We start from the raw sequence: 25,503 nt of genomic DNA, 5'->3' as shown, positions 1-25,503 counted from the left end.
GCTCAGGTGTCCTCGGGGCGGTCGGTGGGGGGCACTTCGCAGGCCGGGCATTGCTCCAGCTCGTCCAGCTCGGGCCACTGCGGGTAGCTTTGCAGGCGCTCGGCAAACACCTCGACATGGGCCTGGACCTCGTCCTCCCCCGCGCTGTGGGCGCCGTGCAGCAGCAGCGGCGGCAGGAAGCGCATGCCGCACAGCGCGGCCGTCTGCTCATAGGGCGGCAGGAAGGCGTCAAAGAAATAGCGGTTGTAGCTCTGCGGGTGGTAGGAGGACTCGGGCCCGCCCGTGGTGGCCACCAGCCACAGGTCCTTGCCGCGCAGCGCGGTGCCGCCGGTGCCGTAGGCCCAGCCGTAGCTCAGCACCTCGTCCAGCCAGAGTTTGAGCAGCGCCGGCATGGAATACCACTGCACCGGGTGCATCAGCACCAGCAGGCTGGCGCTGGCCAGGCGGGCCTGCTCGGCCGGCACGTCAATGGCGTAGTCGGCATAGGTGGCGTACAGGTCGTGGGCGTCCACCCCCGCCAGGCCGCGGGCGGCGGCGAGCAGCCGGCGGTTGACCCGGGACTCGCGCCAGTTGGGGTGGGCCGCCAGCAGATAGACCGGGGGCGGCAATTCGGTGGTTGCGGGATCGTCCATACCGCTAACATAGCGTAACTGCGGAAGTACATCGCACGCCCCCTCACTTCACAGGAGCTGCTCATGCCGGTCGTGGTCGTTGCCAATCCCAAAGGCGGTGTCGGGAAATCGACGCTGGCGACCCATGTCGCCGGCTACTTCGCGAGCCGGGGCCATCCGGTGATGCTCGGGGACGCCGACCGCCAGCAGTCGTCCCGGCTGTGGCTCGGACTGCGGCCACCCGAGGCAAGGCCGATCAGCACCTGGGAGCTGACCGCCGACAACCTAGCCAAACCGCCCAAGGGCACGACCCATGTGGTGCTTGACACCCCGGCGGGCCTGCACGGCAAGATGTTCAAGGAGGTGCTCAAGCTGGCCGACCGGGTGATCGTGCCGCTGCAGCCCAGCGTGTTCGACATTTTTGCCACGCGCGCCTTCCTCGACGAACTGGCCGAGCACCGCAAGGCGGCGCAGCTGCAGGTGGGCATTGTGGGCATGCGGGTCGATTCGCGCACCATCGCGGCCGACAAGCTGCACGAGTTCGTCGACAGCCTGGGCCTGCCGGTGCTGGGCTACCTGCGCCACACGCAGAACTACATCCACCTGGCGGCGCGTGGCCTCACGCTGTTTGACGTGGCGCCGGGCCGGGTCCAGAAGGACCTGGAGCAGTGGGAAGGCATCTGCCGCTGGCTCGACGCCTGATGGCGCGCCCAGGGGCGTTTGCGGTGGCGCTTGCGGGCGGCGGCCTGTCACTGGCCCGACAAGCGGGCGAGCCCATGGTTGCTACATTGGGCGCATGAAAACCTTTCAAACGCTTTCCGAGCTGCCGCCGCTGGTGGGGCAGGAGGTCGCTGTCAGCGACTGGATCACCATCACCCAGGAGCAGGTCAACCTGTTCGCGCAGGCCACGGGCGACCACCAGTGGATCCACGTGGACGTGGAAAAAGCCAAGGCGGGGCCGTTTGGTGCCCCCATTGCGCACGGCTTCCTCACGCTGTCGCTGATCCCCCGATTTTTTGAATCGTCCATGGAGATCCTGGAGTCGCGCATGGGCGTGAACTACGGCCTGAACCGGGTGCGTTTCACCTCGCCCGTGCCCGTGGGCAGCCGCCTGCGCGCGCGCATGAAGCTGCTGGCCTGCGAGCCGATCGCCAACAACGGCATGCAGATGACCTGGAGCGTGACCGTCGAGTGCGAGGGCCTGGACAAGCCGGTCTGCGTGGCCGAGTCGCTGGCCCGCCGCTACCCCTGAGCGGGCGGCCGTCTTCGCGCCCCCCAAAAGCCAAACCGCCAGGCCCGTGAGGGCGTGGCGGCTGGCCGTGGGCGCGGTTGCCGATTTACATCAGGCCGATTTCACCCTGGGGGATTTCGCCGGCGCGCAGCGCGGCAGCGGCTTCGGCGCGGACTTCGGCGCGGTCCAGACCCGACTTCACCACAGCGTGAACGCCGGTGCCGCCGTTGCTGATCATGACCGGGTTGCGGGCTTCGGCCTGCACTTCGGCGCGGCTGCGCTGGCCGTCGATCTGCATGGCGTACTGCGAACCGTAGTACTCGTCCGCGTGGGCGCCAAAGGCGGCCAGGGTGGACAGGGAGGCGATGGCGAGAATGTGAGTGGCTTTCATGATGAAGGTCCTTTCGTGGTTGAGTGACATTTCCGGGCTTGGCGGGCTTCATCAACCCGTCAACTCCAGCCTCGGTGAGTCGCCTGGAAGGCTTTCTTTCTCATCGATGGTTCGTACTTTACGCAGCCCATCGCCATTTGGAAACCGTATAGTCATCAATTGAACATTGCGGTATCTGCAATAATGGTTGATCTTGTATCAGATTTGTTTCAAATGGATCGCTTCCTGTCGATGAGGGTGTTCCAGCGCGTGGCGGACGAAGGCGGCTTTGCGTCGGCCGCGCGTGCGCTGGACATGTCGCCCGCTGCCGTGACCCGCACGGTCGCGGCGCTGGAAGAGCAACTGGGCGCGCGGCTGATGCAGCGCACCACGCGCAAGCTGTCACTCACCGACGCTGGCGAGGCCTACCTGCTGCGGGTGCGCAACATCCTGCACGAGGTGGCCGATGCCGAGTCCGAGGCCGCCGAACATGTGCGCGAACTGCAGGGCACGCTGCATGTGCTGGCCACGCCGGTGCTGGCCTCGTATTTCCTGTCGCCGCGCATCGCCACCTGGCACGCCCGCCACCCCAAGGTGCAGCTGGAACTGGCGATCGAGCCGTTTCCGCAGTCGCGCATCGAGGAGTTCGATGTGACCTTCCTGGTGGTGGACGAGGGCTTTGATGCCGACATCGTGGCCCGGCCGCTGGCCACCACCGACTGGATTGCCTGCGCCTCACCCGATTACCTGAAGCGCGCCGGCACGCCGGCCGTGCCGCAGGACCTGCCGCGCCACACCTACCTCAAGTTCCAGTGGCCGCAGAATTCCGGACACAGCGGGCGCCGCACCCGGCTGGTGCCGGCAGGCGGCGGGGGCGGGCCGGTGGAGGTGGACTGGACGCCGGCCCTGCAGACCACCAGCTTTGACGTCTTGCTGCGCACCGCGCTGGACGGCGCGGGCATCACCTTCCTGTCGCGCCTGCTGGTGGCCAACCACCTCGCGCGCGGTTCGCTGGTGCAGGTGCTGCCCGACTGGATCTTTGGGCGCTTCACCATTTACGCGGCCTTGCCCACGCGCAAGTTCATGCCGGCGCGCACGCGGGCCTTTCTGGATTTCCTGGCGGAGTTTGCGCCGCAGGCGGCGGCGCCTGGCGTCAGATCCTGACGAGCAGCCGGGACGGCAACCAGCCGTCAAAGCAGGGCAGCAGGGCGTTGATGCGCCGCGCCGCCTCGGTCTGGCTGTGGCCGCGGGCAATGCATGCGTACAGCTCGCTGCGCAGCATCCAGAACTCCTTGACCGAGGTGGCGGCCTGCAGCTTGAAGCGCAGGCGCTGGGCGTCGGAGCCGCTGCAGTCGTGCACGGTCTGGTGCAGGTGCTGGCGAACTTCCTGGAGGGTCAGCTTGACGGCGAACGCGGCGCGTTCTGCGGGGTCGCCTTGCGGCGCGGCGGGCGGCAGGCCCAGCACTCTTCTCATGGCCATGATCACGGACTTCTCCAGGTCTTGTAGACACGTTGCGTTGCGCGAACGGGTCGCCGCGCCTGAACCGGGTGGGGTGCCACCCAAGACCACAATTATTGAATAATTCAAGCTTAAAGTAAATAAGCCTGAAGTAATCAGGTGCTGGCGAAGCCGTTCTGGCGCCAGGCCTCAAAGACCGTGACCGCCACGGCGTTGGACAGGTTCAGGCTACGCTGCCCCGCGCGCATGGGCAGGGCCAGCCGCTGGGCTGGCGCGAAGCTGTCACGCAGCTCAGGCGCCAGGCCCCGGGTTTCAGAGCCAAACACCAGCCAGTCGCCGGGCTGGAAAGCCACCTCGTGCGGCCGCCGCGTGCCACGCGTGGTCAGGGCAAAGAGCCGGGCCGGATCGGGCTGCTGGCTGGCGAGAAAGGCGGCCCAGTCGCCGTGGCGGCGGACCTCGGCGTACTCGTGGTAGTCCAGCCCGGCGCGGCGCATGTGCTTGTCATCCATTGAAAAGCCCAGCGGCTCAATCAGGTGCAGCGTGCAGCCGGTGTTGGCCGCGAGCCGGATGACATTGCCGGTGTTGGGCGGGATTTCGGGTTCGACCAGGACGATGTGGAACATGGCGCGCTATTGTGACGATTCATGGTGGCGCGGCCACGCCGAGCCGGGTTCAGAGCCCCCACGCTCCCCCGCTTTGAGTGGGTCGCTGCCCCCCGAGGGGGCCTTCGCGCCTTGGGGCGGCCCGGCGGCGCTCAGTCAGTGCGCGCGAGCACCAGGGCCGTGACATGGGCCGCACCGGCCCCGCGCAGTGCCCGGGCGGCGGCGTGCAGCGAGGCCCCGCTGGTCATCACATCGTCCACCAGCACCACCCGGCGCTCCCGCAACTGCGCCGCGCGCAGGGGCTCCACCGCAAAAGCATCACGCACGTTGTGCTGGCGGGCCGCCCGGTCCAGCGCCCGCTGGGGTGGGGTGTCGCGCACGCGCAGCAGCAGCGTGGCGTCGGTTTTGGCCGGCGCCAGGCGGCGCGCCAGCAGCAGGGCCTGGTTGAATCCGCGCTCGCGCAGCCGTTCGCGCGACAGCGGCATGGGCAGCACGAGGTCACTGGTTTCCAGGGCCGGCTCGGCCCAGGGTGTGCTGCGCAGCAGGGTGGCAAAGGCCCGGGCCCAGCCGGCCTGGCCGCGGAACTTGAAGTCGGCGATGCAGTGCGACCAGGGGTAGGCGTAGGCCACCGCGGCCAGGCAGGCATCCAGCGGCGGCGGTGCCGCCACGCAGGGCCCGCACCGGCGCAGGCCGGCGGCCACCGGCTCGGCGCACGTGGCGCAGCGTGGCACCGGCTGCGCAAACCGCGCCACGCAGCTTTCGCACAGCGGCCGTGAAGGCCATGCCTGGCAGACCGCGCACTGCCCGGGAATGGCGGCTTCGGCCCTGGCGATCAGCTCACGGAACATCGGCTCAATATACTCGGCGCTGCCCCCGCATTCCATGGCTTCCGAACGCCCCCCCACCATCGACCCTGTCGCCGCCGCGCGCTGGCAGCGGTCCGCGCCCGCGGCCTCACCCTGGCTGCACGAAGAGGTGGCGCGGCGCATGGAGGACCGGCTGCAGTGGATCAGGATGCAACCCGCCGCCTGGGCCCACTGGGCGCCAGTGCGCGGCGGGCTGCAGGCCCATGCGCTGCTGGCCGCGCGCTACCCGGATTCGGATTGTTTTGTGGTGGAAGTCCAGGACAGCCGGGCACAGCTTGCTATGCAAACCATAGCAAAGCCGTGGTGGCAACCGGGCCGCTGGCGGGGCGGCAAAACCCGGGCCGCGCCGCCACCGGAAGGCGCCGTGCAGATGGTCTGGGCCAACATGGCCCTGCACATGGAAGCGGACCCGCTGGCGCTGATCCGCCAGTGGCACCAGGCGCTGGCGACCGATGGCTTCGTCATGTTCTCGGCGCTGGGGCCCGACACGCTGCGCGAGCTGCGCGCGCTGTACCAGGCGCTGGGCTGGCCGGCGCCGGCCCATGAATTCACCGACATGCACGACTGGGGCGACATGCTGGTGCAGGCCGGGTTTGCCGAACCGGTGATGGACATGGAGCGCATTGTGCTGAGCTGGGAGAGCCCGGGCCGGATGATCCAGGAGCTTCGGGAACTGGGCGCCAACCTGCACCCCGCGCGGTTTGCCGGCCTGCGCGGACGCCGCTGGCGGGCCGATCTGGAGCGGGAACTGGCGGCCCGGCTGGCGCAGCCGGTGCCGTCCGGGCGGCTCTCGCTGACCTTCGAGATCATCTATGGCCATGCCCTCAAGCCGGCGCCGCGGGTGCGCATGGACGAGCACAGCGCGGTGTCGCTGCGCGACATGCGCAGCATGCTGCGCTCGGGCAAGCCCGGACGCTGAAGCCCGAGCGCGCCACAGGGTGGGCGGGTTTAGGGGTAAACCCACGCTACAATTGACGGCTGATTTTGTAGGCGCACGCCTGTGTCGAGCCCCGTTTTCCGATTCGCCACCACCTCGGGCCAGAACATCCACTGGTTCTTGAAGCGCAACTGCTCGGTCACTCCCGCCCAGCTGGGCTGGATGTACCTGTCACTGTGCGTGGTGTCGCTCGGCATCGGCATGCTGTTCTGGTGGCAGGGCGCGCATCTGGTGCTGCCATTTGCCTGGATCGAACTGATGGCGGTGGGCGCGGCCTTCCTGGTCTATGCCCGCCATGCCACGGACGGCGAGCGGATTTCGCTGGAAGGCGGGCAGCTGGTGGTGGAGCTGGAGAATGCGGGCAAGCTGGAGCGCGCGGAGTTCAGCCGCGAATGGGTTCGCGTCGAGCCCACCGCCGGCGACCGTTCGCTGATCGCACTGTCGGCCCGGGGCCGCACGGTGAGCGTGGGGCGCTATGTGCGCCCCGAATTGCGCCCGGCGCTGGCGCGAGAGATTCGAATGGCCTTGCGCGCGGCGTGAGGCTTCGCCGGTGTGGCTGGCGGTGCGGGATTGGTTAAATTGAGGCAATGAAGAAGTGAACACGATGAAGAGCATTTCCAGCAAATTGGCTTCACTGCTGCTGAATCTGGGTCTTGCCACTGGCGCCTGGTTCAGCACCGCGGCGTGGGCTGTCAACGACCTGCCCGGCGGCCCCGCAGTGCGCCAGCTCAACCTGCCTCCGGCGGTCACCCGCATTGCCGAGGAGCAGCACTGGCTGCACTGGTTCATGATGATCCTGTGCACGGTGATCTTCATTGCCGTGTTCGCGGTCATGTTCTATTCGATCTGGAAGCACCGCAAGTCGGTGGGCCACAAGCCGGCCAACTTCCATGAGTCGGTCACGGTCGAGGTGATCTGGACCATCATCCCCTTCATCATCGTGATCCTGATGGCGCTGCCCGCCACCAAGGTTCTGGTGGCCTCCAAGGACACCACCAACGCCGACCTGACCGTCAAGGCCACCGGCTACCAGTGGAAATGGGGCTACGACTACATCAAGGGCGAGGGCGAGGGCATTGGCTTCGTCTCCACGCTGGACGCCACGCACCGCGAGATGTCCAACAACGGCGCCAAGGGCGACATCCCCGACGACTACCTGCTCAAGGTCGACAACCCGCTGGTGGTGCCCGTGGGCAAGAAGGTCCGCGTGATCACCACCGCCAATGACGTGATCCACGCCTTTGCCGTGCCGGCCTTCGGCATCAAGCAGGACGCGATTCCCGGCTTTGTGCGTGACACCTGGTTCCGCGCCGAGAAGATCGGCATGTACTACGGCCAGTGCCAGGAGCTGTGCGGCAAGGAGCACGCCTACATGCCCATCAACGTCAAGGTCGTGTCCGCCGAGGACTACACCAAGTGGGTCGATGGCGAGAAGAAAAAGATGGCCGCCAAGCTCGACGACCCGAGCAAGGTCTGGACCCTGGAAGACATCATGAAGCGCGGCGAGAAGGTCTACGCCGCCAACTGCGCGGCCTGCCACCAGCCCAACGGCAAGGGCGCTGGCCCGATCAAGGCGCTGGACGGCTCGCCCAAGGTGCTGGACGCCGACAAGAACGTGCAGATCCACGTGCTGCTGAACGGCCAGAACAATGGCGCCATGCCCGCCTGGAAGCAGCTGTCGGACACCGACCTGGCGGCCGTGATCACTTTCACCAAGAACAACTGGTCCAACAAGACCGGTCAGCTCGTGCAGCCGGCTGAAGTGCTGGCCCAGCGCGGCAAGTAAGCCGCTGGCGCAACGGACAAATCAAGGAAACCAAGATGAGTGCAGTCCTCGACCATCACGCCCACGACGATCACCATGACCATGCGCCCACTGGCTGGCGCCGCTGGGTCTACGCGACCAACCACAAGGACATCGGCACGCTGTACCTGCTGTTCTCGTTCACCATGCTCATGGTGGGCGGTGTGCTGGCCCTGCTGATCCGCGCCGAGCTGTTCCAGCCCGGCCTGCAGCTGGTCAACCCCGAGCTGTTCAACCAGCTCACCACCATGCACGGCCTGATCATGGTGTTCGGCGCGATCATGCCGGGCTTCGTGGGCTTCGCCAACTGGATGATCCCGCTGCAGATCGGCGCGGCCGACATGGCCTTTGCCCGCATGAACAACTTCAGCTTCTGGCTGATGGTGCCGGCCGGCCTGATGCTGGTGGGCAGCTTCTTCATGCCCGGCGGCGCTCCCGCGGCCGGCTGGACGCTGTACGCGCCGCTGACGCTGCAGATGGGCCCGTCGATGGACGCCGGCATCTTTGCCATGCACATCCTGGGTGCCTCGTCGATCATGGGCTCGATCAACATCATCGTGACCATCCTCAACATGCGCGCCCCCGGCATGACGCTGATGAAGATGCCGATGTTCGCCTGGACCTGGCTCATCACCGCCTACCTGCTGATCGCCGTGATGCCCGTGCTGGCCGGCGCGATCACCATGACGCTGACCGACCGCCACTTCGGCACGACCTTCTTCAACCCCGCCGGCGGCGGCGACCCGGTGATGTACCAGCACATCTTCTGGTTCTTCGGCCACCCCGAGGTGTACATCATGATCCTGCCGGCCTTCGGCATCATCAGCCAGATCGTGCCGGCGTTTGCGCGCAAGAAGCTGTTTGGCTACGCCTCCATGGTGTACGCCACCAGCTCGATCGCCATCCTGTCGTTCATCGTCTGGGCGCACCACATGTTCACCACCGGCATGCCGGTGACGGGCCAGCTGTTCTTCATGTACGCGACCATGCTGATCGCGGTGCCCACGGCCGTGAAGATCTTCAACTGGATCGCCACCATGTGGCAGGGCTCGATGACCTTTGAAACCCCCATGCTGTTCGCCGTGGGCTTCATCTTCGTGTTCACGATGGGCGGCTTCACGGGCCTGATCCTGGCCATGGCGCCGATCGACATCCAGCTGCAGGACACCTACTACGTGGTGGCCCACTTCCACTACGTGCTGGTGGCCGGCTCGCTGTACGCCATGTTCGCGGGCTACTACTACTGGTCGCCCAAGTGGACCGGCGTGATGTACAACGAGTTCCGCGGCAAGGTGCACTTCTGGTGGTCGCTGATTGCCTTCAACGTGACCTTCTTCCCGATGCACTTCCTGGGCCTGGCCGGCATGCCGCGCCGCTATGCTGACTACCCCATGCAGTTCGCCGACTTCAACGCCGTGGCCTCGTTTGGCGCATTTGCCTTCGGTCTGGCGCAGGTTTATTTCTTCCTGTTCATCGTGCTGCCCACCATGCGCGGCAAGGGCGAAAAAGCTTCGCAAAAGCCCTGGGAAGCCGCCGAAGGCCTGGAGTGGGAAGTTCCCTCGCCCGCGCCCTTCCACACCTTTGAAACCCCGCCCAAGCTCGATGCCACGGCGACCAAGGTGATCGGCTGAGGACGGCATGACCCCCGAACAGAAGAAGAGCAACCTGCGCATGGCGCTGATCCTCGCGTCGGTGGCCGTGGTGCTGTTCTTCGGGTTCATGGTCAAGATGGTTCTGTTGTCCCGCTGAAGCCGGTCAACCCATGAGCCTTCGCAGCGCAAACGTCAGGATGGTGGGCAAGCTGGCCGTGATCACGGCCGGCATGTTCGCGTTCGGCTATGTGCTGGTGCCGGTCTACAAGTCCATCTGCGAGGCCACGGGCATCAACATCCTGTCGCTGTCCGAGCGGCAGGTGCCCGGCAACGGCACCGCCGGCAAGGACGTCAAGCTGCCGGCCAATTCGCAGGTCGACCTGAGCCGCACCATCACCGTTGAATTTGACGCCAATTCGCTGGGCCCCTGGAAGTTCAAGCCCGAGCGCAACTCGGTGCAGGTGCACCCGGGCCAGTTGACGACCGTGATGTACGAGTTCCAGAACGTGCAGGACCGCCGCATGGCGGCCCAGGCGATCCCGAGCTACGCGCCGCGCCAGGCGGCCTCGCATTTCCACAAGCTCGAGTGCTTCTGCTTCAACCAGTACACGCTGGACCCGGGCGAGAAAAAAACCTGGCCCGTGGTGTTCGTGATCGACCCCAAGCTGTCGAAAGACGTCAAGACCATCACGCTGTCGTACACCTTCTTTGAAATCGGTGGCAAGGTGCCGCCACCGCCGGCCGTGGCCCTGTCCACCGTGCCTGCGGCGCCCGTCAAGCGGGAGGCCGGTTCGTGAGCGCCTCGCAGCGGCCGGTCGCGGCCGCCCCCAAGGCCTCGTTCCTGCGCACGGTCAAGACCGTGGCCTGGTCGTTCATCGGCATCCGCAAGAACAGTGAATACAAACAGGACCTGGCGCAAGCCAACCCCCTGCACATCATCGTGGTCGGCATCGCCGCCGCGGTGTGCTTTGTGGTGGGGCTGGTGGTGCTGGTCAACTGGGTCGTCAAATGACGGCCCCGCAATGATTAAAAGATCGAGAGTCAGGAGCTGATATGAGTTCAACCGCCCACGGCACCACGCCATACTATTTCGTTCCCCAGCCCTCGCGCCATCCGGCGTTCGCGGCTTTCGGGCTGTTCTGGGTCATTCTGGGCGCGGCCCAGTGGATCAACGGCCATGGCTGGGGCAAGTTCTCGCTGATGTTCGGCCTGCTGTGGCTGTTTGGTGTGCTGTTCCAGTGGTTCCGCGACGCGGTGGGCGAAAGCGAAGGCGGCCAGTACGGCCACAAGATCGACCTGTCGTTCCGCTGGAGCATGAGCTGGTTCATCTTCTCGGAGGTGATGTTCTTCGGCGCCTTCTTCACCGCGCTGTGGTGGATGCGTTCGCACTCGGTGCCCGCGCTCGGCAGCCTGGACAACGCGCTGCTGTGGCCCGACTTCAAGGCCGTGTGGCCCAGCCTGGCCGCCGGCGCCACGGCATCGCCCGGTGGCATCGTCGAGCCCTTCCAGACCATGACGCCGTTCTGGCTGCCCACCATCAACACCGCGTTGCTGCTCAGCTCGGGCGTGACGCTGACCATTGCCCACCATGCCCTGCGCGAGAACCACCGCGCCCGCACCATTGCCTTCATGTGGATCACCGTGCTGCTGGGCGTGACCTTCCTGGGCGTGCAGGGCTACGAGTACTACCACGCCTACCACGAGATGGGCCTGACGCTGGCATCGGGCGCCTACGGTTCCACCTTCTTCATGCTCACGGGCTTCCATGGCTTCCACGTGTTCGTCGGCATGCTGATGCTGCTGTTCATCACGCTGCGCCTCATGAAGGGCCATTTCACCGCCGACCGCCACTTCGGTTTTGAAGGCGCGGCCTGGTACTGGCACTTCGTGGACGTGGTCTGGCTGGGTCTGTATGTGCTGGTGTACTGGCTGTAAGCAGCCTGCGCCCATGAAAAAAGCGCCGCGAGGCGCTTTTTTTGTTGATGCCGCCGCCCGGTGCGCTACTGCCCGGCCTGGATGCCCGTGGGGTGGATGTAGCCGAGTTTCCAGGCAATCAGGATGCAGATGAACAGCAGGATGGAAAACCCCACGCGGAACGCCAGTGCCCGTACCATGTTGCTGGTCTTGGCCTTGCCCTCACGCCCGTCCTTCATCATGAAGAACAGGGCAGAGCCCAGGCTGGCCAGAATGGCCACGAACGCGAGCACCACCAGGTATTTCATGGAGTGCATTATCCCGTGAGTGCAAAAAAACCGCGCCGCCCTGGCCTGCGCTTCTGGCTCATCACCCTGGCCACCGTGGCGGGCGTGGCGCTGACCCAGGCGCTGGGCTTCTGGCAGCTCTCGCGCGCCGCCCAGAAAGAAGCGATCCACGCCAGCATTGAGGCGCAAAAACAGCGGCCAGTCCTTGATAACCGGGCACTTGCTGCTATTGAAAATGTAGCAAGCGAGATTCACCGGCCAGTCCGGCTGCGGGGCCAGTGGCTGCCCGGGCACACCATCTACCTGGACAACCGGCAGATGGGGGGGCGGCCGGGTTTTTATGTGCTCACGGCCTTCCAGCCCGCCGGCCTGCACGAGGTGGTCATGGTGCAGCGCGGCTGGGTGGCCCGCAACTTCATCGACCGCGAGCGCCTGCCACCCGTGCAGACGCCGCCGGGCGAGGTGCTGGTTGACGGGCGCCTGGCGCCGGCGCCTTCGCGGCTGTTCGAGTTCACATCAGGGTCGGCCGCGGGGCCCGAATCAGGGTCTTCCGTCATCCGGCAAAATCTGGACCTGGCCGCCTATGGCGCGCAGACCGGCTTGCCGGTGGCGCTCTGGACCGTGCTGCAGACGGGTGCGGCCTCCGAAGGCCTGCAACGCGACTGGCCCGAGGTGGCCAGCGGGGTCGGCAAACACTACGGTTACGCTTTTCAATGGTTCGGGCTCAGCGGCCTGATGGCAATTCTCTATGTCTGGTACCAATTCATCGCACCCCGACGCAAGCGGCCGCAGGCCACCCGAGGCGTTTGACGAGCCTCTGGGCCTGACGGTCCATTCCATGCCCACGCTTCAGGAGGCCACGGCCGGCGACGCGGGCCGCACCGTGCGCGGGCGCTGGAAAATGATCGCCGTGCTGCTGGTCTGCGCGGCGCCGGTGATTGCCTCGTACTTCACCTACTACGTGGTGCGGCCTGAGGGCCGGCGCAACTATGGCGAGCTGGTGGAGCCGCAGCGCCCGCTGCCCGACATCACGGGCATCACGACCGACGGCAAGCCCGTGAACCTGCGCAGCCTCAAGGGCCAGTGGCTGCTGATCAATGTGGCGGGCGGGGCCTGTGATGCCGCGTGCGAGAAACACCTGTACCTGCAGCGCCAGCTGCGCGAAGGCCTGGGCAAGGACAAGGACCGGCTCGACTGGGTCTGGCTGGTGCCTGACGCCGAGCCGGTGCGCGCCGCGCTGCTGCCGGCGCTGCGGCAGGCCACGGTGCTGCGCGTGGACTCCGCTCAGTTGGCGCAGTGGCTGGAACCCTCATCAGGGCGATCGCTGCATGACCAGCTCTACCTGGTGGACCCGCTGGGCAACTGGATGATGCGGTTTCCCCCGGTCAACCTCGCGGCGAAGATTGACGCGGCCTCGGCCGCGAAGATCAAGCGCGACCTGGAGCGCCTGATGCGCGCCTCGGCGTCGTGGGACGAAGCCGGCCGGCCGGCCCACTGAGCATGGACGCCACCCAGCCCCTGTACGACCTCGCGCCCGCGCTGCGCCTCATGCTGATGGGCGTGGTGGTGGCGCTCGGCCCGCTGGCCTGGGTCTGGGTCCGCAACCCGCAGGCCTCGCCCACGCGGCGGCTGCGCGCGCTCACGCTGCTCACGCTGTTCCTGACCTTCGACCTCGTGCTGTTCGGTGCCTTCACACGGCTGACCGACTCGGGCCTGGGCTGCCCCGACTGGCCCGGCTGCTATGGCAATGCCAGCCCCGTGGGCGCGCATGCCGAGATCAGCGCGGCGCAAAGCGCCATGCCCACCGGCCCGGTCACGCATGGCAAGGCCTGGGTCGAGATGGTGCACCGCTACCTGGCCACCGGCGTGGGCGTGCTGATCCTCACGCTGGCCGTGACCACCTGGCTGCAGCGCAAGCACAACCAGGGCGGGGTGCCGGTGAACCCGTGGTGGCCCACGCTCACGCTGTTCTGGGTCTGCCTGCAGGGCGCGTTTGGCGCGCTCACGGTGACCATGAAGCTGTTCCCCGCCATCGTCACGCTGCACCTGCTGGGCGGGCTGGTGCTGCTGTGCCTACTGTGCGCGCAGGCGGTGCGCCACACCCAGGCCTGGCGCGAGACCACGCCCGTGCCGCTGGCCAATGTCACGCGCTGGCTGCTGCTGTCGGTGTTCGCGCTGGTCTGGGCCCAGGTGGCGCTGGGCGGCTGGGTCAGCACCAACTACGCGGTGCTGGCCTGCAACACCTTTCCCACCTGCCAGGGCAGCTGGTGGCCGTACATGGAATTTCGCGCCGGCTTTGAACTCTGGCGCGAGCTGGGCATGACGGCGCAGGGCGAGCACATCGGTTTTGGCGCGCTCACCGCCATCCATTTCACGCACCGCCTGTTCGCGGGCGTGGTGTTTGTCGCGCTGGGCCTGCTGGCCTGGCGGCTGAACCGCATCCATGCGCTGCGCACGCAGGCTCGCTGGCTCGCGGGCCTGGCCCTGCTGCAGTTCGCCACCGGCCTGTCCAACGTGGTGCTCGACTGGCCGCTGGTGGCCGCGGTGCTGCACACCGGTGGCGCCGCCGCGCTGGTCGCGGTGCTGACCTGGGCGCTGGGTGAAAGCCGCTTTGCCGGCAACTCCGTGAGCGCCTCCAAACTCAACGCATCGAGCCTTTCCGCATGACGAGTCCCTCCCAAACCGCCATGGCGCCGTCGCGCATCCAGCAGTTCCACGCACTGACCAAGCCGCGCGTGATCCAGCTCATCGTGTTCTGCGCGCTGATCGGCATGGTGCTGGCCGTGCCCGGTGTGCCCACGCTGGCCGAAGCTGGTCGCGCTGCGTTGGCTTGCCTGGGCATCTGGCTGGTGGCGGGCGCCGCCGCAGCCTTCAACTGCATTGTCGAAAAAGGCATCGACGCCAAGATGAAGCGCACCGCCTGGCGGCCCACGGCCCAGGGTGAGCTCAGTGACTGGGAGACCCTGCTGTTCTCGGCCGTGCTGTGCGCGGCCGGCTCCTGGCTGCTCTACGTGTGGGTCAACCCGCTGACCATGTGGCTGACCTTTGCCACCTTTGTGGGCTATGCGGTGATCTACACGATGATCCTCAAGCCGTTGACGCCGCAGAACATCGTGATCGGAGGCGCCTCGGGCGCCATGCCGCCGGTGCTGGGCTGGGCGGCGATGACCGGGGACGTCGGCCCCGAGGCGCTGATCCTGTTCCTGATCATCTTCCTGTGGACGCCGCCGCATTTCTGGGCGCTGGCCCTGTACCGCGTGGAGGACTACCGCAAGTCGGGCCTGCCCATGCTGCCCGTGACGCACGGCAACGAGTTCACGCGGCTGCAGGTGTTCCTGTACACGCTGGTGCTGTTCGCGGCCTGCCTGATGCCGTTTGCCTATGGCATGAGCTCGTGGCTGTACCTGGTGGTGGCGCTGGTGCTGAGCTGCGGCTTCACCGGCTACGCCTGGAAGCTCTGGCGCAACTACTCCGACGCGCTGGCGCGCCGCACCTTCCGTTTCTCGTTGATCCACCTCAGCCTGCTGTTCGCGGCGCTGCTGCTGGACCACTACCTGCTTTGAGGCTTCTCACATGAACCGTCGAATTGCTACGTATTTCATAGCGGCAAGTGCCCTGCTGGCGGGGACTACAGGCCTGTTGACTGCCTGTTCGGAGCAAAAGCCGCAGTTCCACGCGATCGACATCACGGGCGCCGACTACGCCAAGGACTTCCCGCTGACCGACCACAACGGCCAGCCGCGCGGCATCGCCGACTTCAAGGGCAAGATCGTGGTCGTGTTCTTCGGCTACACCCAGTGCCCCGATGTCTGCCCCACCTCGATGGTTGAACTGGCCGAGGTCAAGCGCTCGCTGGGCCCCGATGCCGACAAGCTGCAGGGCGTGTTCATCACGGTCGATCCGGCGCGCGACACGCCCGAGGTGCTCAAGGCCTACATGGCCAACTTCGACCCGTCATTTCTGGCGCTGCGCGGCACGCCCGAGCAGCTCGCCGCCGTGGCCAAGGACTTCAAGGTCTACTACAAGAAGGTCGACGGCAAGACCCCCACGAGCTACACCATGGACCACTCGGCGGGCAGCTACATCTACGACACGCAGGGCCACATCCGCCTGTACACGCGCTACGGTGGCGGCGCGCAGGCGCTGGCCGACGACGTGAAGCTGCTGCTCAAGAGCCGCTGACCATGGTGCAGCACCTGCTGGGGCGCAAGGGCGCGGCGCGGATCGCGCTGATCCCGCCCGAGGTGCTGCAGGCGCTGGGCGACGGGCTCGTGCCCACGGTCAACCTCAATGAATTCCTTGCGCTCGACCTCGCGCGGCTGGCCCGTGCGGTGGCCGGCCACATCGGGCTGGACGCTCATGCCGAGCGCCTGACCGATACGCTGGCCATGCTGGCCGCCTTCAAGCCCATGAAGCGCCACGAGCATGTGGCCCGTGCGCTGTACGACATGACCGCGGCCCGTGCGGACCGTGATGCCGTGGCCCATGCGCTGGCCAGCCACGCGAGCGACGTGGCGCGCGCCTGGGCCACGCAGTGGGTGATGTTCTCGGGCCTGGGCCTGGCCGGCAAGCTCGCGAGCGTGCGCCGGTTTGCGGCCGACGCGCACTTTGGCGTGCGCGAGTTTGCCTGGATGGCCCTGCGTGACGAGGTGGTGGCCGCGCCCGACGAGGCGCTGGGCCTGCTGCTGCCCTGGGTGCGCAGCACCGACGAGAACGTCCGCCGCTTTGCCAGCGAGCTCACGCGCCCTCGCGGCGTCTGGTGCGCGCAGATCGAGGTCTTCAAGGCCGAGCCCTGGCGCGCGCTGCCCCTGATCGAGCCGCTGCGCGCCGACGCCAGCCGCTATGTGCAGAACTCGGTGGCCAACTGGCTCAATGACGCCAGCAAGAGCCAGCCGCAGTGGGTGGACGGGCTGTGCGAGCGGTGGGCGCGGGAATCCGCGGCGCCGGCCACCGCCTACATTGTCCGCCGCGCCCGCCGGACGCTACAGAAAACATAGCGCACAGTGGCCGCCAGGCCTGGACTCCAGCCCGATTTGATTTAAAAAGCCGCTCGCGGCGGCTTTTTCGAGGGGGGTGGAGGCGGCGGCTTACTGGGCCTTGATCCCGCGCATCACAATCACGCCGCCCAGCAGGTTGGTGTCTGACTTGACCCGGTTGGCCAGGCCTTCGGCCGAGGTGCCAGCCACCTGCCAGCCTTGCTGGAACAGCTTCTGGCGCACGTCGGGGCTGCGCGCGATCTCGCTGATCAGGCCCGACAGCTTGGCCACGATGGGCTTGGGCAGGTTGGCCGGGCCCGCGGCGGCGGTCCAGATCTCGAGCTGGAAGCCGCGCACGCCGCCCTCGTCCAGGCTGGGGTACTCGGGCACCAGCGGGCTGCGGTTGACCGAGGTCACGCCCACGGCCTTGAGCTTGCCGGCGCGGATCTGCGGCGCCGCCAGGCCCGGGGGCAGCAGCGCGAGCTGGATCTGACCGCCGATCATCGCGTTGATGACCTGCGGGTTGCCGGGGTAGGGCACATGCACCGGCGCAATGTTGGTCTTGGTCTTGAGCAGTTCCATGCCGATGTGGCCCACGGTGCCGATGCCGGGCGAGGCGTAGCTCCACTTGTCACCGCCGTTGCGCGCGGCCAGGAAGAACTCCTGCGCGTTGTTGAAGGGCAGGCTGGCCGGCGCGGTGAGCAGCAGCGGCGCGGTGCCGATCAGGCTGATCGGCGCGAGGTCCTTGATCGGGTCAAACGGCGTGGCCGGGTTCAGGATCTTGGCGATCGTCATGTTGCCGTTGATCATGATGCCCAGCGTGTGGTTGTCGGTGGACTTGGCCACCACGTCGGCCGCGATGTTGCCGCCCGCGCCGGGCCGGTTCTCGACGACCACCGGCTGGCCCAGCGCCTTGGACAGCGGCTCGGCGATGGTGCGGGCCACCAGGTCGGGCGTGGAGCCGCCGGGGAAGCCCACCATCAGGCGCACCGGCTTGGTGGGCCAGTTCAGTGGCGCGCCCTCGGTGCTCTTGGCGCTCTTGGCAGGCTTGGACGCCGGGCTTTTGGCGGGCGTCTGGGCCAGGGCGGTGCCGCACACGAGTGCGACGGCGGCCAGCAGGGTGGCCCGGCGGGGAAGTTGCTTGAACATGCGGAAGACTCCTTGAGTTTGGAAAGCCCGGCGGGTTGGCCGCGGCAGGCCGTCATGCTACAGGCAGATCGTCAGAAATTCATGGCGCGAATCGACTTGCGTGTGTCCCTGGCCATCTCGGCCACCACCTCCTGTAACCACTTCAGGCTACTGGCCGCGTCGCGCTGGCCGTCGGGCAGGATCGCGGCGGCCACGTGGAAGCGCAGCGTCACGCCGCCGGGCAATGCCTCGGACTCGCGCAGCCCGCTGGCCACCACGCGCGTGGCGCAGGCCTGTACCGCCAGGTCGGTGGTGGGCCCGTCAAGCAGCAGCGCGAATTGCTGCTCGCCCACGCGGGCCACGAGGTCCACATCGGTCACCACATGGCGCAGCAGCGAGGTGGCCAGCACCAGGGCGCGGTCGCCGGTCTCGCGACCGTGCTCCAGCACCATGCTGTCCAGGTTGGCCAGCCTGACCACCAGCAGCGCGCACGAATGGCCCTGGCTGGCCGCGCGGGCCAGCGCGCCGTCAAGGCGGCGCATCAAGGTGCGGTTGTCGGCCAGCCCGGTGAGCGGGTCGGTGCGCGACAGCGAGGCGGCCCGCACCTGGGTCTCGCGCCGCAGGGTGCCGCGCAGGCTCAGCGCGTAGAACAGGATGGGCATCTCCAGCATCGCGCCAATCGACAGGCCATAGCGCGTCAGCGCGCTGGTGGGGATCAGGTTCATCCCCCGCGCCAGCGGGAACAGCGCCAGCAGCACCACCGGCATAAAGCCCAGCGCAATGAGGCGGATGGCCGGGTCATCGCCCTGGGCCCAGACCAGCCCGATCAGCACCATGACCACGGCCAGCGACAGCACCGTCAGCACCATGACCACGGCGAAGCTGGCGCGCGATGTCAGCACCGTGTCCAGCGCCACCGACGACAGCACGGCCAGGATCAGGGCCCACACCGCGAGGTCCAGGTGGCGCGAAAAGCGCGCGGGCTCGGTCACCATGCGCACGAACCACAGGCCCACGGCCGACGACACGCCCGGCAGGATGAAGGTGGCCACCTCGTTCCAGCGCAGCCATTCGTTCCAGATGTGCTGGGCGCCCACGCCCAAGTAGGCCAGCTGCCCCGCGCTCAGCGCGAACACATAGGTCGCATAGGCCGCAAAGTTGCGGTCGCGGTAGACCACGGCGTTGGCCAGGGACACGAGCACGATCAGCGCGGCCAGGCCAAAGTAGGCGCCCAGCAGGAACTGCTCGCGCTCGCGCGAGGCGGCCAGCTCGCGCAGGTTGTACAGGTTCAGCGGCGTGGCGAAATTGACGCGCGCATGCTCCACGCGCAGCCAGTAGCGCACCACGTCGCCGCGGCGGCCGGCCAGCTCGAAGGTCGGGAAACGGCCGGGCAGCGGCCAGTCGGACACGGCCTTGCTGTCGCCGGCCTCGTGGCGCACCCACTGCCCGTCGGCGCCGCGGTAGAACAGCTGGGCCCGGTCCACCCCCGACGAAGCCAGTTCAAGAAACCAGTGGCCGGTGGGCGGCGTGACGGCGTCAAACTGGAACCACAGGGCCTTGCCGTCGATGTTGTACTGGGGGTGCGTGCCGCGCAGCGCCCAGGGCACCGGCGGCTCGCCCGCTTCCAGCTGCTCGACCTTGACCTGCGCCGTCGGGTCTATCCAGTACAGGCTGCGGTTGTCCAGCGACAGCGGCGCGGTGGTGGGGGTCAGCGTGATGGGGCCGGGCAGTTCCTGCGCCACGGCGGCGCACAGGCCCGCCAGCCAGAGCACCCCCACCCACCATTTGCGCATTCTTGACACCGGGCTGATTGTCACAAAAAAGGCCCGGGGATGCCGGGCCTTTCGGGTTTCAAAGCGTTGCGCTGATCAGGCGTACGCCGCCAGCGCCTTCTTCATTTTCTTCATGGCGGCCACCTCGATCTGGCGGATCCGCTCGGCGCTCACGCCGTATTCGGCGGCCAGGTCGTGCAGCGTGAGGCCGCCCGAGCCGTTGTCGTTGACCTTGAGCCAGCGCTCCTCCACGATGCGGCGGCTGCGCGCGTCCAGGCTTTCCAGCGCGGTGGCAATGCCGTCGGTGGCCAGCTCGTCACGCTGGCGCGACTCCATCATGGCCGTGGGCTCGTGGCTGGCGTCGGCCAGGTAGGCGATCGGGCCGAAGCCTTCTTCGCCATCGTCATTGGGCGCCGGGTCCAGCATCACATCGCCGCCCGACATGCGCGTTTCCATCTCGATGACTTCCTCGCGCTTGACGTTCAGCTCCTTGGCCATGACGTCGATCTGGGCGTCGGTCAGCGTGTCGCGGTGGGTTTCCACATCGGCGTCGTCCTTGAAGCCCTGCTTCATCGAGCGCAGGTTGAAGAACAGCTTGCGCTGGGCCTTGGTGGTGGCCACCTTGACCATGCGCCAGTTCTTCAGGATGTACTCATGGATCTCGGCGCGGATCCAGTGCAGGGCGTAGCTCACCAGGCGCACGCCCTGGTCGGGGTCAAAGCGCTTCACGGCCTTCATCAGGCCGATGTTGCCTTCCTGGATCAGGTCGCCGTGGGGCAGGCCATAACCCAGGTACTTGCGCGAGACCGACACCACCAGGCGCAGGTGCGACAGCACCAGCTTTCCGGCGGCTTCGAGGTCGTTTTCATCCTTGAGCTTGCGCGCGAAGGTCTGCTCTTCCTCGAGCGTGAGCATCGGCAGCCGGTTGACGGCGGAAATATAGGCGTCGAGGTTGCCCAGCGGGGGCACAACAGCCCAAGGGTTGGCAACGGCGAGCGCGGTGGCGGGAGAGGCTCCAGTGGCAGTAGTCATACCAGAACTCCTTTCAAATCAGAATCAATGTTAGCACTCTGGTAGATCGAGTGCTAATCGGGAGGTTCTATCGGTCAGATAGCCAGCCCCTAGGGTAACCCCTCAGACTTAGCCGAATGTGAGGGAAAGAGTAAATATGTGAGTGGGCGCACACATTTTCTCGTGTTGCACACCCTGAGCTCGAGTCGCGGCGCGAGGCGATGACTCATCGCACCAGCCCCACAGGCGCCATCTCGTCGCCCTGCGCCAACACTCGCCCAATGAAGGCGGCGCTGGCATACCCCGCCTCCCGCAACGCCGCCAGACAGGCGGCGGCCTGATCCGCCGGCACACTCGCCAGCAGCCCGCCCGCGGTCTGCGGGTCAAACAGCAGCGGGTAGCGCGGGTCGCTCACAAACACGTCCTGGTTGCGGATGGCGCGGCGCAGCCGCACGTTGGCGGGCTGCAGCGAGCTCACCATGCCGGCGGCCACGCAGTCCAACGCCCCATCGAGCAACGGCAGTGCCGACAGCTGCAGTTCGGCGTCCACGCCGGAGGGCCGGGTCATCTCCACCAGGTGGCCCAGCAGGCCAAAGCCCGTGACATCGGTGCAGGCGGTGGCGCCATGGGTTCGCAGGATCTGCGAGCCAGCGCGGTTGGACACCTGCATCGACTGCAGCGCGGCGTCGATCCAGCGGCCCCTGGCAGCGGCCAGCGCGTGCGCGGCAAACAGCGTGCCCGTGCCCAGCGGCTTGGTCAGCAGCAGCACGTCGCCGGGGCGCATGCCGCCCTTGCGCATCACGCCCTTCAGGTTATCGTCCACCAGCCCGTTGATGGCAAAGCCCAGCGCCAGCTCGCGGCCTTCGCCGGTGTGGCCGCCGACCAGCGCGCAGCCGGCTTCGTTGAGCACCTCCACGGCCCCGGTCATCATCTGCAGCAGAAGGTCACCCACCTTGGCCTCCAGGCCCGCGGGCACCGTGGCAATGGCCGTGGCCGATTGCGCTTCGCCACCCATCGCAAAGATGTCGCCCAGTGCATGGTGGGCCGCGACCTTGCCGAACAGGTAGGGGTCGTCAATGAACGCGCGGAAGAAATCCACCGTGTGCACCATGGCCTTGCCCGGCGGCACGCGCACGATGGCCGCGTCGTCGGGCGATTGCAGGCCCACCAGCACATCGTCACGCTCCACGGGATGCAGCCCGCCCAGCGCGCGTGACAGCACAGTGGCGCCCACCTTGGCGCCGCAACCGCCGCAGCGCATGGCGATGGCCGAGAGGGCCTGCAGCGACTCGTCGGGCGTCAGCGGCAGCGTGGGTGCGATGGCGACCGGTGGCTGGCTGGCCATGGGCGGGAACTCGCTGAAGCGCTGCATGAAGCGGCGGTCGATCCAGTCCTTCCAGCGCCAGACCCAGTCGCCCTCAAAGCCCAGCGCGCCGCGCGAGGCGATGGCGTGGCGGTCGCCGGTGCTGATCAGCGCCAGCCAGCGGCGCTGCGGCCGGTAGGGGCGCAGCGGCAGGCCCCGCACGCTGCGGCGCAGGTTGTCGGCCAGCGGCGGCCCCATGCGCACCGCAAACACGCCGGCCTTCTCCAGCGGGCGGTCCACGATGGCGGCGATGTCGCCGGCCGCAAAGATGCGCGGGTCGGTCAGGGTCTGCAGGCAGTCGTTCACCTGGATGAAGCCGCCGGCGTCCAGTGCCAGCCCGGTGCTGCGCAGCCAGGCGGGCCCGCCGGCCTGCGTGACCCAGATGATCTCGTCGGCGTTCTGCCTGGCGCCTGTGGCGGTCTGCAACTGGCCCTCGCGGACCTGCTGGACTTCGGCGTTGAGGTGCAGCTTCACGCCGCGCTGCGCCAGCACGCGCTCAAACCGGCGTTGCACGCCCGCGTTGTGCGTGGGCAGGAGGGTGGCGCTGGCGGTGAACAGGTGAAACGTCAGCTCGTCGGGGTCGCGGCCCAGGGCTACCAGCTCGTGGCGCAGCCGGTGCTGCATGGCCAGCGTGAGTTCCACGCCACCGGCGCCGCCGCCCACCACCGCGAGCGTGGTGGGGCCGGCATGCTCGCGCACGCGCGCCAGCAGGGCCAGCCAGCGCTGGTTGAACTGGTGGATGGGCTTGACCGGCACGGCATGTTCGGCGGCCCCGGGCACCTTGGCAACCTGCGGCGTGGAGCCGATGTTGACCGACAGCAGGTCGTAGGGCACGGGCGGGCGGTGGGCGCACAGCACCTGGCCCGCGACGCGGTCGATGCCGATGACTTCGTCGCGGTACAGCCGCGCGCCGGCAAACACCGCAAGGCGCGCCAGGTCGATGTGCACCTCGTCATAGTCGTAATGCCCGGCGATGTAGCCCGGCAGCATGCCGGAATAGGGCGTGTGCGTGTCGGTGCAGATCACGGTGAGCCGCACGCCGGGTTCGGGCTGCATGCCAAAGCGCCGCAGCACGCCCACATGGCTGTGCCCGCCGCCAATGAGGACGATGTCGCGCAGGACGGGTTGTTCAGGCGTTTGCATGCGGGCTCATCATCAGGGTTATAACTTGGCGTCTTTCACACAGCGCATTTTGCGGAGTTTTTGCCAGTGGCCGTATTCGCTTTCCTCGCACCATGAACAGGCCTGCCTTGTGGCGTGGCCTGGCTATGGCCTGGGCGCTGTGCTGGCCCCTGGCGGGTTGGGCCGGTTTTGAGGTCCAGCCTTGGCCCGCGGCAAAGCCGACGCCGGCTTTGGCGCTGGCCGGTCTGGATGGCCAGCCGTGGACCCTGGCCAGCCTCAAAGGCAAGGTGGTGGTGCTGAACTTCTGGGCCACCTGGTGCGAGCCTTGCCGCGCCGAAATGCCGTCGCTCGAGCAGTTGGCGCAACTGCACGCGGCCGGCGGCAAGCTGGTGGTGCTGGCCGTCAATTACCAGGAGCATGAAGCGCGCGTGCGCCGGTTCCTCGAGGGCACGGGGCTGCAACTGCCCGTGGCCATGGACCGTGACGGCACCGCCGCCAAGGCCTGGACCCGGCGCATCTTCCCGACCACGGTGATCATCGACGCCACCGGCCGGCCCCGCTTCACGGTGACCGGTGAGTATGATTGGGCTGCTCCGGATGCCGAAAAGCTGATCGCGCCGCTGTTGAAGGCGGCCAGCCGCTGAGGCCTGGCATCCGCAACCCCCCATTCGCCCTTGCGCCACGACCAGGAAACACCCATGTCTGAATTCAACCGCCGCCAACTTCTGCAAGCCTCTGCCGCGCTGGCCTTGCCCGGCTTTTCTTCACTCGCCGCGGCCGAGCCGCGCCAGTTCAGCCCGCGCCCGGGCAACTGGCGCACCTTTGAAATCACCACGCAGGTCGAGGTGCAGAACCCCCAGGGCACCACGCGCGTCTGGCTGCCGATTCCGTCGGTCGACAGCGACTACCAGCAGTCGCTGGACAGCCATTGGTCCGGCAATGCTCAAACCATGCGGCAGGCTGCGGATGCGCATTACGGCGCCCGGATGCTGGTGGCCGAATTTGCCCCGGGCGAGCCCAGGCCCCAGGTGGAGCTGGTCAGCCGCTTTCGCACGCAAGACCGCGCGATCGACTGGAGCAGCAAGAAGGCCGTGAGCGAAGACCCGGCCCTGCTGAAATACTGGACCCAGCCCACCGAGCTGATGCCCACCGACGGCATCGTGAAAAAGACCGCGCTGGAAGCGACGCGCGGCGCCACGTCGGATGTGGACAAGGTGCGCAAGCTGTACGAATGGACGGTGGCCAACACCTTCCGCGACCCCAAGGTGCGCGGCTGCGGCGTGGGTGACATCAAGACCATGCTGGAAACCGGCAACCTGGGCGGCAAGTGCGGCGACATCAATGCACTGTTCGTGGGCCTGTGCCGCGCGGCGGGTGTGCCGGCGCGCGATGTCTATGGCATCCGCCTGGTGCCTTCGGCCTTTGGCTACAAGCAGCTGTCGGGCAACCCGGCCAACCTCACGGGCGCCCAGCACTGCCGCGCCGAGGTGTTCCTGGCGCAATATGGCTGGGTGGCCATGGACCCGGCCGATGTGGGCAAGGTCATGCGCTTTGAAACGGCGGACTGGATCAAGTCCACCAGCGACCCGGTGGTGGCCCCGGTCTACAAGGCGCTGTACGGCGGCTGGGAGGGCAACTGGCTGGCCTTCAATACGGCGCACGATGTGGCCCTGCCCGGCTCCAGGGGCCCGAAGGTGGGCTTCTTCATGTACCCCAACGGCGAGAACGCGGGCGGGCGCTTCGACACGCTGGCCCCGGACGAATTCAAGTACATCATCACGGCCCGCGAGATCAAGGCCTGAGCGCCGGGGCCTGGGGGCGCCTCAGGCCAGCGTCTTGTACAGCCGTGCCTCGTGCGCCAGGCATTCACCAAAGGCGGGCCGGGCCTTCACCTGCGTCCAGTAGGCGTGCAGGCCCTCAACGCCCTGAAAGCCCACGCCCGACTGCTCGCACAGCATCAGCGCCCAGGCGAGGTAGGCGTCGGCCACGGTGAACTGGTTGCCCACCAGAAACGGACGATCCGCCACACGGCTTGCCACGGTACGCAGCTTGTCGGCCAGCCGGCCACATGACCACGCCTTGACGGCATCAGGCGCGTCGCGCTGGAACATGGGGTAAAGGCATTGCTTGTGAATCTCGGTGCCAATGAAGCTGAGCCACTCCAGCGTTTCGTCGTGCGCCCAGGTGCCGGCTTGCGGCAGGTAGCCGGCGCTGCCTTGCGTGGCCGCCTGCCGGGCCAGCACCTGCAGCACGGCGGCGTTTTCGGTGAGCAAACGGCCATCGTCAAAGCGCAGCACCGGCACCTGGCCCTTGGGCGCGATGGAGAAATAGTCGGTGCCTGTTTCCAGTTGCTTGCGTGACAGCGACACCGGGATGAGGTTGACCGCCAGACCGGCTTCACGGATCAGCAGGTGGCTGGCAAACGAGCAGGCAAGGGGGGCGAAATAAAGGTCCATGG

General features: G+C 67.3%; 30 protein-coding genes. 19 read left to right on the top strand and 11 right to left on the bottom strand.

Features of this window, described 5'->3' with window-relative positions; all coding sequences use genetic code 11:
- Window positions 1-2: 2 nt before the first annotated feature.
- Complete coding sequence (locus KF796_20165; protein ID MBX3588954.1) at window positions 3-632, bottom strand: NAD(P)H-dependent oxidoreductase; 630 nt, start codon at window positions 630-632, stop codon at window positions 3-5.
- A gap of 63 nt (window positions 633-695) precedes the next feature.
- Here KF796_20165 and KF796_20160 point away from each other — a divergent pair, with 63 nt between their 5' ends.
- Entirely contained in the window at window positions 696-1,313 is a 618-nt protein-coding gene (locus tag KF796_20160; protein ID MBX3588953.1) for a ParA family protein, read from the top strand.
- Window positions 1,314-1,407: 94 nt separating this feature from the next.
- Window positions 1,408-1,863 carry a MaoC family dehydratase gene (locus KF796_20155; GenBank protein MBX3588952.1) on the top strand — a complete coding sequence of 152 codons (456 nt, stop codon included), beginning with the start codon at window positions 1,408-1,410 and terminating at the stop codon, window positions 1,861-1,863.
- Between the two features lie 85 nt (window positions 1,864-1,948).
- On the opposite strand, the gene KF796_20150 is transcribed toward KF796_20155, so the two are convergent.
- On the bottom strand, window positions 1,949-2,233 hold the full coding sequence (locus KF796_20150) for a DUF4148 domain-containing protein (protein MBX3588951.1): 285 nt from the start codon (window positions 2,231-2,233) through the stop codon (window positions 1,949-1,951).
- A 213-nt stretch (window positions 2,234-2,446) separates the two neighbouring features.
- Between KF796_20150 and KF796_20145 the strand changes: the two genes are divergently transcribed.
- Window positions 2,447-3,376, top strand: coding sequence for a LysR family transcriptional regulator (locus KF796_20145; GenBank protein MBX3588950.1), 930 nt, complete (start codon window positions 2,447-2,449; stop codon window positions 3,374-3,376).
- Here the strand turns inward: KF796_20145 and KF796_20140 are convergent.
- From KF796_20140 to KF796_20130, 3 genes are all read right to left on the bottom strand, one after another.
- A complete protein-coding gene (locus tag KF796_20140; protein MBX3588949.1) occupies window positions 3,366-3,692 on the bottom strand; it encodes a hypothetical protein in 327 nt (108 codons plus the stop codon). The two genes, KF796_20145 and KF796_20140, sit on opposite strands and share 11 nt — an antisense overlap.
- Before the next feature lie 134 nt (window positions 3,693-3,826).
- Window positions 3,827-4,294, bottom strand: coding sequence for a tRNA (uridine(34)/cytosine(34)/5-carboxymethylaminomethyluridine(34)-2'-O)-methyltransferase TrmL (trmL, locus tag KF796_20135; GenBank protein ID MBX3588948.1), 468 nt, complete (start codon window positions 4,292-4,294; stop codon window positions 3,827-3,829).
- Window positions 4,295-4,425: 131 nt separating this feature from the next.
- Window positions 4,426-5,121 carry a ComF family protein gene (locus tag KF796_20130; protein ID MBX3588947.1) on the bottom strand — a complete coding sequence of 232 codons (696 nt, stop codon included), beginning with the start codon at window positions 5,119-5,121 and terminating at the stop codon, window positions 4,426-4,428.
- 34 nt (window positions 5,122-5,155) lie between these two features.
- On the opposite strand from KF796_20130, the gene KF796_20125 reads away from it, so the two are divergent.
- From KF796_20125 to KF796_20090, 8 genes are all read left to right on the top strand, one after another.
- A complete protein-coding gene (locus KF796_20125; protein ID MBX3588946.1) occupies window positions 5,156-6,058 on the top strand; it encodes a biotin synthase in 903 nt (300 codons plus the stop codon).
- An 81-nt stretch (window positions 6,059-6,139) separates the two neighbouring features.
- Complete coding sequence (locus KF796_20120; protein MBX3588945.1) at window positions 6,140-6,616, top strand: DUF2244 domain-containing protein; 477 nt, start codon at window positions 6,140-6,142, stop codon at window positions 6,614-6,616.
- 64 nt (window positions 6,617-6,680) lie between these two features.
- A complete protein-coding gene (coxB, locus tag KF796_20115; protein MBX3588944.1) occupies window positions 6,681-7,862 on the top strand; it encodes a cytochrome c oxidase subunit II in 1,182 nt (393 codons plus the stop codon).
- Between the two features lie 35 nt (window positions 7,863-7,897).
- Window positions 7,898-9,511, top strand: a complete 1,614-nt coding sequence (gene ctaD / locus KF796_20110; protein MBX3588943.1) for a cytochrome c oxidase subunit I — start codon at window positions 7,898-7,900, stop codon at window positions 9,509-9,511.
- Between the two features lie 7 nt (window positions 9,512-9,518).
- Entirely contained in the window at window positions 9,519-9,629 is a 111-nt protein-coding gene (locus KF796_20105; GenBank protein ID MBX3588942.1) for a cytochrome oxidase small assembly protein, read from the top strand.
- A gap of 13 nt (window positions 9,630-9,642) precedes the next feature.
- On the top strand, window positions 9,643-10,269 hold the full coding sequence (locus KF796_20100) for a cytochrome c oxidase assembly protein (protein ID MBX3588941.1): 627 nt from the start codon (window positions 9,643-9,645) through the stop codon (window positions 10,267-10,269).
- The gene (locus tag KF796_20095) at window positions 10,266-10,484 is read left to right on the top strand and encodes a DUF2970 domain-containing protein (GenBank protein MBX3588940.1); all 219 of its coding nucleotides are present in this window, start codon (window positions 10,266-10,268) and stop codon (window positions 10,482-10,484) included. Before KF796_20100 ends, KF796_20095 begins: the two co-directional genes overlap by 4 nt.
- Before the next feature lie 41 nt (window positions 10,485-10,525).
- Window positions 10,526-11,407 carry a cytochrome c oxidase subunit 3 gene (locus KF796_20090; protein MBX3588939.1) on the top strand — a complete coding sequence of 294 codons (882 nt, stop codon included), beginning with the start codon at window positions 10,526-10,528 and terminating at the stop codon, window positions 11,405-11,407.
- A 65-nt stretch (window positions 11,408-11,472) separates the two neighbouring features.
- Here KF796_20090 and KF796_20085 read toward each other — a convergent pair whose 3' ends face one another.
- On the bottom strand, window positions 11,473-11,694 hold the full coding sequence (locus KF796_20085) for a twin transmembrane helix small protein (GenBank protein ID MBX3588938.1): 222 nt from the start codon (window positions 11,692-11,694) through the stop codon (window positions 11,473-11,475).
- Between the two features lie 3 nt (window positions 11,695-11,697).
- Here KF796_20085 and KF796_20080 point away from each other — a divergent pair, with 3 nt between their 5' ends.
- The 6 genes from KF796_20080 to KF796_20055 are packed head-to-tail and all read left to right on the top strand — an operon-like array spanning window position 11,698 to window position 16,670.
- Window positions 11,698-12,483: an SURF1 family protein gene (locus KF796_20080; GenBank protein MBX3588937.1), complete on the top strand. Its 786-nt coding sequence runs from the start codon at window positions 11,698-11,700 to the stop codon at window positions 12,481-12,483.
- Window positions 12,422-13,171 carry a hypothetical protein gene (locus KF796_20075; GenBank protein ID MBX3588936.1) on the top strand — a complete coding sequence of 250 codons (750 nt, stop codon included), beginning with the start codon at window positions 12,422-12,424 and terminating at the stop codon, window positions 13,169-13,171. Before KF796_20080 ends, KF796_20075 begins: the two co-directional genes overlap by 62 nt.
- 2 nt (window positions 13,172-13,173) lie before the next feature.
- Window positions 13,174-14,340: a COX15/CtaA family protein gene (locus KF796_20070; protein MBX3588935.1), complete on the top strand. Its 1,167-nt coding sequence runs from the start codon at window positions 13,174-13,176 to the stop codon at window positions 14,338-14,340.
- Window positions 14,337-15,236 (top strand): heme o synthase, encoded by a 900-nt coding sequence (locus KF796_20065; protein ID MBX3588934.1) that lies wholly within the window; start codon window positions 14,337-14,339, stop codon window positions 15,234-15,236. The genes KF796_20070 and KF796_20065 overlap by 4 nt, the downstream gene beginning before the upstream one ends.
- A 10-nt stretch (window positions 15,237-15,246) precedes the next feature.
- Complete coding sequence (locus KF796_20060) at window positions 15,247-15,855, top strand: SCO family protein (GenBank protein MBX3588933.1); 609 nt, start codon at window positions 15,247-15,249, stop codon at window positions 15,853-15,855.
- Window positions 15,856-15,857: 2 nt separating this feature from the next.
- Window positions 15,858-16,670 (top strand): DNA alkylation repair protein, encoded by an 813-nt coding sequence (locus tag KF796_20055; GenBank protein ID MBX3588932.1) that lies wholly within the window; start codon window positions 15,858-15,860, stop codon window positions 16,668-16,670.
- A gap of 90 nt (window positions 16,671-16,760) precedes the next feature.
- On the opposite strand, the gene KF796_20050 is transcribed toward KF796_20055, so the two are convergent.
- From KF796_20050 to selD, 4 genes are all read right to left on the bottom strand, one after another.
- Window positions 16,761-17,798, bottom strand: coding sequence for a tripartite tricarboxylate transporter substrate binding protein (locus tag KF796_20050; protein ID MBX3588931.1), 1,038 nt, complete (start codon window positions 17,796-17,798; stop codon window positions 16,761-16,763).
- A 71-nt stretch (window positions 17,799-17,869) separates the two neighbouring features.
- Complete coding sequence (locus KF796_20045) at window positions 17,870-19,570, bottom strand: GGDEF domain-containing protein (GenBank protein ID MBX3588930.1); 1,701 nt, start codon at window positions 19,568-19,570, stop codon at window positions 17,870-17,872.
- A 75-nt stretch (window positions 19,571-19,645) separates the two neighbouring features.
- Entirely contained in the window at window positions 19,646-20,581 is a 936-nt protein-coding gene (gene rpoH / locus KF796_20040; GenBank protein MBX3588929.1) for an RNA polymerase sigma factor RpoH, read from the bottom strand.
- Window positions 20,582-20,786: 205 nt separating this feature from the next.
- Window positions 20,787-23,066: a selenide, water dikinase SelD gene (gene selD, locus KF796_20035; GenBank protein MBX3588928.1), complete on the bottom strand. Its 2,280-nt coding sequence runs from the start codon at window positions 23,064-23,066 to the stop codon at window positions 20,787-20,789.
- 92 nt (window positions 23,067-23,158) lie between these two features.
- Here selD and KF796_20030 point away from each other — a divergent pair, with 92 nt between their 5' ends.
- Window positions 23,159-23,689: a TlpA family protein disulfide reductase gene (locus KF796_20030; GenBank protein MBX3588927.1), complete on the top strand. Its 531-nt coding sequence runs from the start codon at window positions 23,159-23,161 to the stop codon at window positions 23,687-23,689.
- Window positions 23,690-23,743: 54 nt separating this feature from the next.
- Window positions 23,744-24,847, top strand: a complete 1,104-nt coding sequence (locus KF796_20025) for a transglutaminase family protein (GenBank protein ID MBX3588926.1) — start codon at window positions 23,744-23,746, stop codon at window positions 24,845-24,847.
- A gap of 21 nt (window positions 24,848-24,868) precedes the next feature.
- Here KF796_20025 and KF796_20020 read toward each other — a convergent pair whose 3' ends face one another.
- On the bottom strand, window positions 24,869-25,501 hold the full coding sequence (locus KF796_20020) for a glutathione S-transferase C-terminal domain-containing protein (protein MBX3588925.1): 633 nt from the start codon (window positions 25,499-25,501) through the stop codon (window positions 24,869-24,871).
- Between the last annotated feature and the right edge of the window lie 2 nt (window positions 25,502-25,503).

The sequence above is a fragment of the Ramlibacter sp. genome (assembly GCA_019635435.1).
GTDB lineage: Bacteria > Pseudomonadota > Gammaproteobacteria > Burkholderiales > Burkholderiaceae_C > JAHBZM01.
This window is presented reverse-complemented; position numbering and strand designations above follow the sequence as displayed.

Coding starts and splice junctions, on each gene's coding strand:
- KF796_20165 (MBX3588954.1), bottom strand. CDS start 632: ATGGACGATCCCGCAACCACCGAATTGCCGCCCCCGGTCTATCTGCTG.
- KF796_20160 (MBX3588953.1), top strand. CDS start 696: ATGCCGGTCGTGGTCGTTGCCAATCCCAAAGGCGGTGTCGGGAAATCG.
- KF796_20155 (MBX3588952.1), top strand. CDS start 1,408: ATGAAAACCTTTCAAACGCTTTCCGAGCTGCCGCCGCTGGTGGGGCAG.
- KF796_20150 (MBX3588951.1), bottom strand. CDS start 2,233: ATGAAAGCCACTCACATTCTCGCCATCGCCTCCCTGTCCACCCTGGCC.
- KF796_20145 (MBX3588950.1), top strand. CDS start 2,447: ATGGATCGCTTCCTGTCGATGAGGGTGTTCCAGCGCGTGGCGGACGAA.
- KF796_20140 (MBX3588949.1), bottom strand. CDS start 3,692: ATGGCCATGAGAAGAGTGCTGGGCCTGCCGCCCGCCGCGCCGCAAGGC.
- trmL (MBX3588948.1), bottom strand. CDS start 4,294: ATGTTCCACATCGTCCTGGTCGAACCCGAAATCCCGCCCAACACCGGC.
- KF796_20130 (MBX3588947.1), bottom strand. CDS start 5,121: ATGTTCCGTGAGCTGATCGCCAGGGCCGAAGCCGCCATTCCCGGGCAG.
- KF796_20125 (MBX3588946.1), top strand. CDS start 5,156: ATGGCTTCCGAACGCCCCCCCACCATCGACCCTGTCGCCGCCGCGCGC.
- coxB (MBX3588944.1), top strand. CDS start 6,681: ATGAAGAGCATTTCCAGCAAATTGGCTTCACTGCTGCTGAATCTGGGT.
- ctaD (MBX3588943.1), top strand. CDS start 7,898: ATGAGTGCAGTCCTCGACCATCACGCCCACGACGATCACCATGACCAT.
- KF796_20105 (MBX3588942.1), top strand. CDS start 9,519: ATGACCCCCGAACAGAAGAAGAGCAACCTGCGCATGGCGCTGATCCTC.
- KF796_20100 (MBX3588941.1), top strand. CDS start 9,643: ATGAGCCTTCGCAGCGCAAACGTCAGGATGGTGGGCAAGCTGGCCGTG.
- KF796_20090 (MBX3588939.1), top strand. CDS start 10,526: ATGAGTTCAACCGCCCACGGCACCACGCCATACTATTTCGTTCCCCAG.
- KF796_20085 (MBX3588938.1), bottom strand. CDS start 11,694: ATGAAATACCTGGTGGTGCTCGCGTTCGTGGCCATTCTGGCCAGCCTG.
- KF796_20075 (MBX3588936.1), top strand. CDS start 12,422: ATGTCTGGTACCAATTCATCGCACCCCGACGCAAGCGGCCGCAGGCCA.
- KF796_20070 (MBX3588935.1), top strand. CDS start 13,174: ATGGACGCCACCCAGCCCCTGTACGACCTCGCGCCCGCGCTGCGCCTC.
- KF796_20065 (MBX3588934.1), top strand. CDS start 14,337: ATGACGAGTCCCTCCCAAACCGCCATGGCGCCGTCGCGCATCCAGCAG.
- KF796_20060 (MBX3588933.1), top strand. CDS start 15,247: ATGAACCGTCGAATTGCTACGTATTTCATAGCGGCAAGTGCCCTGCTG.
- KF796_20055 (MBX3588932.1), top strand. CDS start 15,858: ATGGTGCAGCACCTGCTGGGGCGCAAGGGCGCGGCGCGGATCGCGCTG.
- KF796_20050 (MBX3588931.1), bottom strand. CDS start 17,798: ATGTTCAAGCAACTTCCCCGCCGGGCCACCCTGCTGGCCGCCGTCGCA.
- KF796_20045 (MBX3588930.1), bottom strand. CDS start 19,570: ATGCGCAAATGGTGGGTGGGGGTGCTCTGGCTGGCGGGCCTGTGCGCC.
- rpoH (MBX3588929.1), bottom strand. CDS start 20,581: ATGACTACTGCCACTGGAGCCTCTCCCGCCACCGCGCTCGCCGTTGCC.
- selD (MBX3588928.1), bottom strand. CDS start 23,066: ATGCAAACGCCTGAACAACCCGTCCTGCGCGACATCGTCCTCATTGGC.
- KF796_20030 (MBX3588927.1), top strand. CDS start 23,159: ATGAACAGGCCTGCCTTGTGGCGTGGCCTGGCTATGGCCTGGGCGCTG.
- KF796_20025 (MBX3588926.1), top strand. CDS start 23,744: ATGTCTGAATTCAACCGCCGCCAACTTCTGCAAGCCTCTGCCGCGCTG.
- KF796_20020 (MBX3588925.1), bottom strand. CDS start 25,501: ATGGACCTTTATTTCGCCCCCCTTGCCTGCTCGTTTGCCAGCCACCTG.